This is a genomic window from Chryseobacterium sp. (genome assembly GCF_041914225.1).
In the GTDB taxonomy this organism is placed as follows: Bacteria; Bacteroidota; Bacteroidia; order Flavobacteriales; family Weeksellaceae; genus Chryseobacterium.
This window is the reverse complement of sequence record NZ_JAYSDT010000077.1, coordinates 1-10,204: the sequence shown is the minus strand read 5'-3', so window position 1 is coordinate 10,204 and position 10,204 is coordinate 1. Positions and strand designations below refer to the sequence as shown.

Below are 10,204 nucleotides of genomic sequence, written 5' to 3'. Positions count from 1 at the left end.
TAATATTAAAAATTATGAACAAGTCTGAATTAATCGACGCAATCGCAAAAGATGCAGGTATCACTAAAGTTGCAGCTAAAGCTGCTTTAGAATCTTTCATTGGTAACGTAACTACAACATTAAAGAAAAAAGACGGAAAAGTTTCTTTAGTAGGTTTCGGTACTTTCTCAGTAGCTGAGAGAGCAGCAAGACAAGGTATTAACCCTGCAACTAAAAAACCGATCAAGATCGCTGCTAAAAAAGTTGCTAAATTCAAGGCTGGAGCTGATTTATCAAATGCAGTTTCAGGTGCTAAGAAAAAATAATCATTCAGATTACAAAAAATTCAGGGCTGTTTCCAGGAAACAGCCTTTTTTATTTCTATAAATGGTGCCGGGAATTAAACCGTTAAGTCTTTTAAGCGTTTAAGATTATATAAGTTTTGGCTGAAGCCTTACCGCTATGCACAAATAATAAGCGGGCTAAAGCCCGCTTCTATTGATATATCAGAATATCTATTTAACCATCTAAGTTTCTTATTAAAAGACTCTATCAGCTACCTCTAACTTCTAACCTCTGATTCTCATTATGGAGCCAATCTTGAAATTTTCCAGTCCAGATCTTCCAGCTGGTAGATGATCCTGTCATGAAGACGGTTGGGTCTTCCCTGCCAGAACTCAATTTCATAAGGTCTTGCCAGATATCCGCCCCAGTTGGCCGGCCGCGGAACTTCAGTGTTTTCGAATTCTTTTTCCAGCTCTTTTAACTTATCTTCCAGAAACTCTCTGTTGGGAATAACCTGGCTCTGCGGGGAAACAACAGCTCCTAACTGGCTTCCTTTCGGTCTTGAATGAAAATAACCATCACTTAAATTTTCGGCTACCTTCTCAAGATCTGCTTTGATAATGATCTGACGTTCCAGATTAGGCCAGAAAAAGTGCAGGCATGCTTTATGGTTGTTCTCTATTGCTTTTCCTTTTCTGCTGTTATAATTGGTGTAAAAAATAAACCCTTCATGGGTATATGCTTTCAGAAGGACCATTCTTGTTCTCGGACACCCGTCTTCTTCCACTGTAGAAACCGCCATAGCATTAGCTTCTGAGATCACCGGGCTCTCATTAGCCTCCAAAAACCAGTCTCTGAACTGTTCAATTGGATTTTGTTTGATCTCACTTTCAATAAGTTGGGATTTCTCGTACACTTTTCTTTTGTCGTGCAGGTTTTCCATAAATATTTTTTATTAAATTTGAGTATGAATCACTCATACAAAGGTAAAATATTAATCTCGACACCTGACATCTCCGGCGATATTTTTTCAAGATCGGTAGTATTGGTTATTGAACACAATGAAAGTGGTGCATTTGGTTTGATATTGAATAAAAAGAACAGCCAGATGAGTAGCAAATTCAAAGATTTTTTTGACTTTAAAATTGAGGTCTACGACGGAGGACCAGTAGAAAATGATAAAGTCTTTTTTATTGTAAAAGGTAAAAGAGTCACTGAGATCTATACTGATATCACCGATGAATATTATCTTACAGAAGATATTGAGCGTATCATTAATGCTGTTTTAAGCAGCGAACTGAATATTGAGCATATCAAAATATTTTCAGGATATTCCGGATGGTCTCCTAACCAGCTGGACACAGAAGTTCAAAGGAAAATGTGGACGGTAGTGGATGTTTATAACCTTGACTATACGCTTCCCAATGATCAGACACTCTGGAAATCTATCATGCAGAATCTTGGGGGAGAATTCCTTCTCTGGGCCAATTCTCCTGAAGACATTTCATTAAACTAAACCGTATATTTTTCGTATCAATCTGATAATTAACAAACTTTAAGATTCTTTTAACCAATTTTAAAGAAAGTTTTTCCGTTCTTTGAAAAACTAAAATCACTGATATGAAAGGTATTACATTACTTGCTTTATCAATATTTTCTACAGCTTTTTTATCATTTACCCCTATCAACAAAAAATACATTGTCATTGATGCCGGTCATGGCGGAAATGATTTTGGGGCTACTTATGGTGAAATTCTGGAAAAAAATATTTCGCTAAGTGTTGCTAAAGAAATCCAGAAGATCAATGAAAGCCAGGATAAATACGAAATCATTCTGACCAGAGATTCCGATAGTTTCCCTACTCTTGCCGAGAGAACAGATCAGATCAATAAACTGAACCCTGAAATGGTTATTTCCCTTCACGTTAACAGCTCGCCTCAAAAAGAGAGAACTGACAACGGATTTGAAGTGTATGTTCAGAATTCTGATGTTTCAAAGGAACTGGCCGGAAAAATTTACAAAAAATTCAATGCCCGCAAAATTGAAGAGCGCAATCTTCACATATTAAGAGAAACCAAGGCACCTGCCGTATTGGTTGAACTTGGTTTTATCAATAATTCTGATAACAGGAATTATATTACCAGTGAAAAGGGGCAAAAAGAAATCGCACAGAAATTTGTTGAGATCATCAACGAATATTAAATAAAAAGAAACAATTTCTGATTTACTCAGAATAAAACCCGGTAAAGGACTTCTGGAACTTTGTTGTTTACCGGGTTTGTCAATTTTTTACTGATGAAAACTTTTCTTCCAGCTTTCTACCAATTCTGAGAAACGGGAGGTTTCAAAAGTCTTATTTCTTATCTTACCTACAGAAAACATACCTTTCTCGTCAGAAATCATTAAAATTTCTTCAGCTTTCTGAGATTCAAATGCAATAATCTCGTGTTCCTGGATATCTGCAAGGTTATTCTTATGCAAAAAAGTAACAAAATTTTCCATCAAAGGAGAAATGTACGATCCTTCGGTCTGCTTTGGAACTTTGATCACATCACCTTCTAAAAAAAGAAGATTTCCCGCTGTGGTACGTGCAATCCTTTTGTTTGGGTTCAGAAGTATCACGTCGTCAAGATCATTTTCCTGGGCATAAATTGCTCCGTAAATATTTTCCGGACAGTGAACCCGGATATTGCTCAAAAGGTTGTTATTGACATTAATTTCCTTAATCAGGTCCAGCTCCAGAGGTCTTTGGTGTACAGCCAACACATCAGCCATCTCCGTAACTTCGTAAAAATAGGAAACAGAAGATTTCGCCAATGTCACTCCGTCATTATTTCTGAACACCTGGAAATTAATAATTCCGTTAGCTACTCCTTTACCTTCAATAATATCTTTTTGAAAAAGTGTCTGGAAAAACTCCAGTGTGTAAGTTAAAGGAATATTCATTCTCATCTTTCTCATGGAAGCCATCAGGAAAAAATAGCATTCTTCGTCCATGATCAATCCACCATTTCTCACAAAGAAAGAAACCTTCACTGAGTCTCCCCAAAGAAAAGCTCTGTTCTTTACATTTAATTCGTCTGATATAAAATATTGATTTTCCAATTTTTAATGTGATTTATTTACAAAAAAATAATGAACGATAAATCGTTCATCAGTTTTATCATTTAATAGAGTCCAGCATTATGCTGCCCCTAATTTTATTCTGAGGTTTTCAATAAGATTTTCCCAATACATTGCGTTTTCGTCTTCATCACCATCTTCACAGAAGTCTGTAATATTAAGAGACAGATCTTCTGTAATATCATCTATCACGATAGTCATTTCAAAGAAGTTTTTAGTTCCTTCATCTTCTTCCCATCTGAAACGCACGAAACCTTCAGGCTTATATCTGATTAAAGTGGCCTTCTCAGCAGGTCCTCCGCCCCAGCTAAAAAAGAAATCATCGCCTTTTTCTGTTACCTCATCCGCAAACCATTCAGACAATCCCTCTGCAGTCGCCAGATATTCATATAAAATCTCTGATAAACAGTGCATTGGAAATTCGTAATGGACTTTATGTTTCGCCATATAATCTTTGTTTTATCGTCCCGCAATATATAAATTAATTTTTTTATTACGCAAAAAAACAATTACTTTTTTATAGAATCAGCATGATATTTATCACGGGTTTTACATCTTTATTGGGACGGGTTTTGAGGCTTAAAAACTGCCATGCGAAACATAAAAAAACTCTCCTTTTCGGAGAGATTTTTATTTAATTTTCATTCAGTATGTCAAGAATAATCTGGCATCCTTCTCTGATTTCGTCCATGGATAATGTAAGAGGCGGAGAGATTCTCAGGTACTCATTTCTGTATAGCTGCCAGAAAATAATAAGTCCTCTTTCCATACATTTTTTGGCTACTTCGAGAGTATATTCAGGAGTTCCGAGATTGACAGCCAGCATCAAGCCTTTACCGTTGATATTTTTGATTTTCGGATGAACCAAAAGTTCTCTGAACAGTTTTTCTTTTTCATCCACTTCGTTCATCAGTCCGCTATCCAGAACTTCTTTTAACGTTGCATAGCTTGCCGCTGCAATCAGAGGGTTTCCACCAAAGGTAGTAATATGCCCAAGCTTTGGTGAATGTGAAAGGGTCTCCATAATTTCTCTGGAACTCATAAAAGCGCCCACAGGAACTCCTCCTCCCATTCCTTTTCCCATTACCAGAATATCCGGAACAATTCCAAAGTGTTCAAAAGAGAACAGTTTCCCTGTTCTTCCGAATCCGGGTTGTATTTCATCCAGAATCAACAGCGCTCCTACTTCTTCACATCTTCTTTTTAATCTGATCAGATAGTCCTGAGAAGGAACCAAAAATCCTGCTGCTCCCTGGACTGTTTCCAGGATTACACATGCGGTTTTCTCCGTGATTTTATCAAGATCTTCTACGTTATTAAATTCAATAAAAGAAACCATCGGCAGCAAAGGGCGGAATTCTCTTTTATGGGTTTCATTTCCTGAAACACTTAAAGCACCATGGGTATTTCCGTGATAGGAGTTTTTAAAGGAAACGATTTCTTCTCTTCCTGTATATCTTTTTGCCAGCTTCAAACTTCCGTCAATAGCTTCTGCACCACTGTTTACAAGATATGTTACCTCCAGAGGGTCAGGAGTAGCTTCAGCAAGCAATCTGCATAATGCTACAGGCTTTTCCTGCGCATATTCACCATACACCATTACGTGAAGATACTTATCGGTCTGCTCTTTAATTGCATCTACAATTTTAGGATGTGAATGTCCCAGCGTATTGGCAGAAACTCCTGCCACAAAGTCAAGATATTTCTTTCCGTCTGTACCATAAATATAGCTTCCTGCCGCTTTCTCCACTTCGAAACCTGCAGCAAACTTTGTGGTTTGTGCCTGATATATAAAAAAATCTTTTTGCATGTCCAGAAAATATTTTATGAAAGTCTAAATCAGTTATCTTCTTTAGAATCTTTTTTTATTTTTATTTTAGATGTATTGTTGTAATCAAAATCAGAAAGTTCATCAAGTTCAGTCTTAATTTTCTGTTTCCAATCCTCAAGTTTTTGAGCGTTAAGACCGTAATTGGTTTCACTGTCTAATAAACCCTGAGCTTTTATATATTCAGCTGTCAGACTGTTAAACATTTCATTGGCATAAGCAAAACCCTTCCAAATAGTATTTTTATGGATAAGAAGATCTTTACGCATTCTTCGGGCATACACTTCAGCCAAATCAAAGTTGACTTGCTGATAATCGATCATTGCCGGAATATTGCTGGCATCTGGGTTTATTGATGAAGCATTACTGGAAAATTTGTTGATAATCTTCCTGTTAAAATTATTACTCAATGCGTTATAGCCCCTTAACTGATATGAAAAACTAATTGCTGATTTGATTGAGATATGCTCATTGTGAGTAACTAATTTATAATCTTCTTTCCGCAATTTTCTTTCTTTACTCCATACAAATTCATCCGGTTGTAAATCTTGTGAAAAAAACATCAATGGAAAAAATAATAACAGCAACAGTATTTTTTTCATAATTATTATTTTCTTGTTCGCTTAGGCTTTTTAGCTTCTTCTTTAGCTTTTTCGTCATCAATTGCTTTCTGAGCTTTATCGAAGAGCTCGTTATCAGCAGTATATTGTATTTCTTCGTTGTTCGGGCTGTCTACAAGGATATCCTGCCATTTTCTGATCCTGTCTCTGGTATTCCAGTTAAAGTCCGGGAATTTCCTTTTTGAAGGCTCTATCATACTCATCGGATAGGTATCTGAAGCCGCTCCTATACTACATGAAATAATCTGTAATGCTCTTTCTTCAAATAATGCTCCGATAATTCCGCAGGTAGAAAGCGTAATCCCTATCCTTTCCGGCTTTTTGGTTTCCTGATCGGTATCATCCACATATACGATAGATTGGGCGTTTCCTACAACTCTTGCTTCTTTAATCGCATTCTTTTCATAGTATACCGTCATGAATTTTCCTTTAACCTGGTTGAACTCATCTTTCAGATTCAGTGAGTCTACTTTACTGATGGCAAAAGCATTTCCGATAACTTTTAAAGAATCAATATCTTCTGTCTGGGTGTTAAAATAAGCTTCTACTTTATCACCGGTCACCTGTTTTTCACCACTCCAAAGAATAGGGTTGGTATACATGTGCATAATTCCGTCTGTTTCATTGAAAGCAATAGAGTCTGCTCTACCCTGGGCATTGGATTTATAAATACGGGCTTTTTTAAAGGCTCTCAGGTAGCTTTTCTTAACTTTGATATCAAGAGAATCTGGTCTTTGGTAAGAGATGATTTTTTCCGCAGCAAAATAGATGGAGTCTTTTTCCATTACTTTTACAGCATAGGGACTTTTCGTCATCATTGCAGAGTCTTTCTTCTCGAAAATCTCTCCGTATCCCCCTTTTATATATCTTTTTTCTTTAGGGTCATCAAGTGTCACATTGCCCGTTGCTTTACCAAATCCTGAAATCTGGTTATAATACATGTCGTCACCGGTAAGGATTTTCTCGTTATAAAATATCCTGGAGTTTTTCGTTAAATAAGCCTCCTTGGTATCCATTTTATAAGTACCTTTTTCAGTGTAGATCCTGTTTCTTGGATTCGTCTTGCTGGTAATGGTTGTCGGACCGATGAAATCAGCAATCTTTGTATTCTGATTCTGCTTGATATTGGGTCCGTCTATGATATACTGAGGGGTTTCGATTTTTACATTTCCGGTAAGGTCTACTACCCTTGTATTAAGAAAATAGGTTCCTACTTTGGCATAGGTTACATTCTGTCCGTCCGAGATCGTTCCTCCCGTATTAAAATAAGCCTGATTAGCCAGCCTGTCGTAATACAGAATATCTGTTTTGATGGTTTGTTTGGGATCGGTAAGGACCACATTTTTTCTGGCAACACCTTTCTGGGTATTGGCATCATATTCCATTTCTCCTGCTGTAATTACAGATCCGTCTGTATTTTGAAGCCTTGTATTGCCTATTGCTTTTACGAAGTTCTCTTCATTGTACAGAACTACTTCATCAGCCGTAAGAATAGAGCCCTGGTGTTCAATCTGAACATTACCTGTAAAATATTGATTTCCGTCGTATTTTTCAGGATTTTTCTTGATCTCGTCCGCATGGATGATCTTTACTTTATCTTCAGGTCTCACCTGCTTAGGCTGAGTGGGTGAAGGAGCCTGCAAATAGGGATCTCTCTTCACAGGGGTTTTATCCTGCGCAAAGCTTAGCGTAGAAATAAAGAGTAACAGAAAAAGTGCTATTCTCATTAATTAGTCATTCTTAGTGCCATAAAAATATAGCGAATGAGAATCAATTTTTACGCCAAATGCTTCTTCAATGGCTTCTTTGATTCCTTGAATTCTTGGGTCGCAGAATTCAATAATTTCTTCAATTTCTTTATCTGAGTCTTTTTTGTAGATCACCAGGTGGTCATGCTGCTTGTCAAAATAAGACTTCTCATAAGATGAAGAGGTCAATGTTTTTTCTCCGAACTGATGCTTACGGATAAGGCCTGCATCAAGGAAAATTTCAATAGTGTTGTAAATCGTTGCTTTGGAAACATGATATTTTTTCTGCATCATGAGAAGATACAGATCATCAACATTAAAATGATGATCCATATTATAAATCTCTTCCAATATCGTATATCTTTCAGGTGTGTTTCTGAACCCTTTTTCCAATAAGTAGTTTCTCAAAACATCCTTGATCAAAGCTATATTTTTTTCTTTTTGTACTGTATCCATTAAAAAAATTATCTACAAATTTATTGAATTTTATTTAAATAGATAGTATGCTTAAATACCAGAGGATTAAGAGTTGTGACGGAAATACCCTGACTGCTCGATCTTATTGTCGTAAACTGTAAGCTCTGTAATAGGTGCAGATTCCACTTCAACATTATGCGAAGATACTCCCCAGGCTTTAAAGTCATCACTTCCTATGTACTTCACAAAGTTGTAAATATTAAGCGTAATCTTCTGTTTAACAGTTAAAAGTATATCGTTGATATAGGTGTTATCTATGATCACATATTTAAGATCCGGCGGTATATCATGAGCTCTTAAAGAAGGATGGCTGCTTCTTGAAGGAATGTTTCCGTCTGCCATTAAATCTTTAAGGACCATATTGAAATAATCGTTGATTCTTCGGTCTACTTTAAATCCTAAAAGGAAGTTGATTTTATATACTGTTCCCGGAAGAATTTCATCTACGGTATATCTGAAAGTATAAGGATCTTCCTGGTTCACGATGCTCAGAATGAAGTAATGATCTGCCCTTTTAGGCTGTTTTTTGATGATGGAATAAATAATTTTGGATTCCACCTCATCATTTCTTTTTGCTCTGCTCAGGTAAGCCAGATTGGTAGCATATTTCGGAATGGTTTCATCCAGTTTCATGTCTTTAAGAATAGACACGTATTTTTCAATTTTCACAAACTGGATAAATCTTGTTTTGATCAGTCGTCCATTATACCATGCATACATAGAAACTCCTATTGAGCCGGCCAATACAACGGTAATCCATCCTCCTTCCATGAATTTAATGATGTTGGCACTGAAGAAACCTAGTTCAACAGCCATGTAAACCAATGCGAAAAACAGGATTAAAACTTTGCTTACTCTGTGCTTCAATAACCAGAATACCAACAGAACTGTTGTCATTAACATTGTTACTGTAATGGAAAGTCCGTAAGCAGCTTCCATTTTTCCGGATTCTTTGAAATGCAGAACGACAATGATACAAAGGATAAGAAGTCCCCAGTTGATTCTCGGAATATACATCTGTCCTTTTACTCCGGAAGGATAATCAATTTTCTGATTCGGCCAAAGATTAAGGGACATCGCTTCTGAGAATATGGTGAAAGAACCTGTAATCAATGCCTGGCTGGCAATAATTGCTGCGGCTGTTGCTAAAATTACTCCCGGAATAATCATCCATTCCTGCATGATTCCAAAGAACGGGTTTACCACAGAGAATCCAGGTTTGTTATAATTAGTCAGCAACCATGCTCCCTGTCCCAGGTAGTTCAGAATAAGCATGATCTTAACAAATGCCCAGCTCACTCTGATATTTTTAGCTCCACAGTGTCCCAAGTCGGAATACAATGCTTCTGCCCCGGTTGTACAAAGGAAAACAGCTCCAAGAATTACAATTGCACTCGGAGAGTTGACGATAAGCTTATAGGCATAGTAAGGGTTGAAAGATCTTAAAATCTCAAAATTTTCACTCAAATGCATAACTCCCAAACCTCCTAATACCAGGAACCAAACCACCATCACCGGACCGAAAAACTTTCCGATAAAGCTGGTTCCGAACTGCTGTACCACAAAAATGGCAATCAGAATTCCGATAGTGATAGGAACAACGGGAGTGTGAGGGTTATAAATCTCAAGACCTTCGATAGCTGACATTACCGTCAGTGATGGGGTAATGACTCCGTCTGCAATAAGTGCGGCAGCACCAATAATTGCAATGAGGTATAACCATCCTTTTTTAAGGTTCCTTACCAGTGAAAACAAAGCAAGAATACCTCCTTCACCTTTGTTATCCGCTCTCAAAGCAATGATCACATATTTTATTGTGGTCTGCAGGGTAAGGGTCCAGATAATACAGGAAAGAGCTCCTTCTATGTATTCATTGAAAGGCATATTGCTCCCCTGGGATCTTGCATTCACAATTGCTTTCATTACGTAAAGCGGAGAGGTACCAATATCTCCAAAAACAATTCCCAGAGACACTAAAACTCCAATAAAGGAAAGTCTTTTTATGTCGAAGTGGTAGCCATCTTCTGTAACTTCTGCCATATCAGCTTAATTTATTTTAAAGGCGCAAATTTATACTAATTTTATGACGTCAAGAATTTTTCTTCATGAATATAATAAATGAAAAAACTTCCTTTCGGAAGTTT

Annotated in this window: 11 protein-coding genes; 3 read left to right on the top strand and 8 right to left on the bottom strand. The window is 37.0% G+C overall.

What is annotated here, in order from left to right; all coding sequences use genetic code 11:
- Positions 1-14 precede the first annotated feature (14 nt).
- Positions 15-305, top strand: coding sequence for an HU family DNA-binding protein (locus ACE3RB_RS19130; RefSeq protein ID WP_002976900.1), 291 nt, complete (start codon positions 15-17; stop codon positions 303-305).
- Between the two features lie 260 nt (positions 306-565).
- Here the strand turns inward: ACE3RB_RS19130 and pdxH are convergent, their stop codons facing one another.
- Positions 566-1,207 carry a pyridoxamine 5'-phosphate oxidase gene (pdxH, locus tag ACE3RB_RS19125; RefSeq protein ID WP_232720843.1) on the bottom strand — a complete coding sequence of 214 codons (642 nt, stop codon included), beginning with the start codon at positions 1,205-1,207 and terminating at the stop codon, positions 566-568.
- 24 nt (positions 1,208-1,231) lie between these two features.
- Here pdxH and ACE3RB_RS19120 point away from each other — a divergent pair, with 24 nt between their 5' ends.
- Positions 1,232-1,780: a YqgE/AlgH family protein gene (locus ACE3RB_RS19120; RefSeq protein WP_374465677.1), complete on the top strand. Its 549-nt coding sequence runs from the start codon at positions 1,232-1,234 to the stop codon at positions 1,778-1,780.
- A 104-nt stretch (positions 1,781-1,884) separates the two neighbouring features.
- Complete coding sequence (locus ACE3RB_RS19115; RefSeq protein ID WP_374465676.1) at positions 1,885-2,466, top strand: N-acetylmuramoyl-L-alanine amidase; 582 nt, start codon at positions 1,885-1,887, stop codon at positions 2,464-2,466.
- An 87-nt stretch (positions 2,467-2,553) separates the two neighbouring features.
- Here ACE3RB_RS19115 and ACE3RB_RS19110 read toward each other — a convergent pair whose 3' ends face one another.
- The 7 genes from ACE3RB_RS19110 to ACE3RB_RS19080 all read right to left on the bottom strand — a co-directional run bounded on the left by ACE3RB_RS19110 (position 2,554) and on the right by ACE3RB_RS19080 (position 10,100).
- The gene (locus ACE3RB_RS19110) at positions 2,554-3,369 is read right to left on the bottom strand and encodes an aminotransferase class IV (protein WP_374465675.1); all 816 of its coding nucleotides are present in this window, start codon (positions 3,367-3,369) and stop codon (positions 2,554-2,556) included.
- Positions 3,370-3,447: 78 nt separating this feature from the next.
- On the bottom strand, positions 3,448-3,834 hold the full coding sequence (locus ACE3RB_RS19105; RefSeq protein ID WP_002976884.1) for an START-like domain-containing protein: 387 nt from the start codon (positions 3,832-3,834) through the stop codon (positions 3,448-3,450).
- A 187-nt stretch (positions 3,835-4,021) separates the two neighbouring features.
- Positions 4,022-5,197, bottom strand: coding sequence for an aspartate aminotransferase family protein (locus tag ACE3RB_RS19100; RefSeq protein WP_374465674.1), 1,176 nt, complete (start codon positions 5,195-5,197; stop codon positions 4,022-4,024).
- Positions 5,198-5,226: 29 nt separating this feature from the next.
- The gene (locus ACE3RB_RS19095; RefSeq protein ID WP_374465673.1) at positions 5,227-5,817 is read right to left on the bottom strand and encodes a hypothetical protein; all 591 of its coding nucleotides are present in this window, start codon (positions 5,815-5,817) and stop codon (positions 5,227-5,229) included.
- A 5-nt stretch (positions 5,818-5,822) separates the two neighbouring features.
- Positions 5,823-7,562: an OstA-like protein gene (locus ACE3RB_RS19090; RefSeq protein WP_374465672.1), complete on the bottom strand. Its 1,740-nt coding sequence runs from the start codon at positions 7,560-7,562 to the stop codon at positions 5,823-5,825.
- Positions 7,563-7,565: 3 nt separating this feature from the next.
- Positions 7,566-8,039: a Fur family transcriptional regulator gene (locus tag ACE3RB_RS19085; protein WP_027374694.1), complete on the bottom strand. Its 474-nt coding sequence runs from the start codon at positions 8,037-8,039 to the stop codon at positions 7,566-7,568.
- Between the two features lie 66 nt (positions 8,040-8,105).
- Entirely contained in the window at positions 8,106-10,100 is a 1,995-nt protein-coding gene (locus ACE3RB_RS19080; RefSeq protein ID WP_374465671.1) for a KUP/HAK/KT family potassium transporter, read from the bottom strand.
- Positions 10,101-10,204 lie beyond the last annotated feature (104 nt).

Excerpts from the sequence above, each read along its gene's own strand:
- ACE3RB_RS19130 (WP_002976900.1), top strand. The coding sequence starts at position 15 with ATGAACAAGTCTGAATTAATCGACGCAATCGCAAAAGATGCAGGTATC.
- pdxH (WP_232720843.1), bottom strand. The coding sequence starts at position 1,207 with ATGGAAAACCTGCACGACAAAAGAAAAGTGTACGAGAAATCCCAACTT.
- ACE3RB_RS19120 (WP_374465677.1), top strand. The coding sequence starts at position 1,232 with ATGAATCACTCATACAAAGGTAAAATATTAATCTCGACACCTGACATC.
- ACE3RB_RS19115 (WP_374465676.1), top strand. The coding sequence starts at position 1,885 with ATGAAAGGTATTACATTACTTGCTTTATCAATATTTTCTACAGCTTTT.
- ACE3RB_RS19105 (WP_002976884.1), bottom strand. The coding sequence starts at position 3,834 with ATGGCGAAACATAAAGTCCATTACGAATTTCCAATGCACTGTTTATCA.
- ACE3RB_RS19100 (WP_374465674.1), bottom strand. The coding sequence starts at position 5,197 with ATGCAAAAAGATTTTTTTATATATCAGGCACAAACCACAAAGTTTGCT.
- ACE3RB_RS19095 (WP_374465673.1), bottom strand. The coding sequence starts at position 5,817 with ATGAAAAAAATACTGTTGCTGTTATTATTTTTTCCATTGATGTTTTTT.
- ACE3RB_RS19090 (WP_374465672.1), bottom strand. The coding sequence starts at position 7,562 with ATGAGAATAGCACTTTTTCTGTTACTCTTTATTTCTACGCTAAGCTTT.
- ACE3RB_RS19085 (WP_027374694.1), bottom strand. The coding sequence starts at position 8,039 with ATGGATACAGTACAAAAAGAAAAAAATATAGCTTTGATCAAGGATGTT.
- ACE3RB_RS19080 (WP_374465671.1), bottom strand. The coding sequence starts at position 10,100 with ATGGCAGAAGTTACAGAAGATGGCTACCACTTCGACATAAAAAGACTT.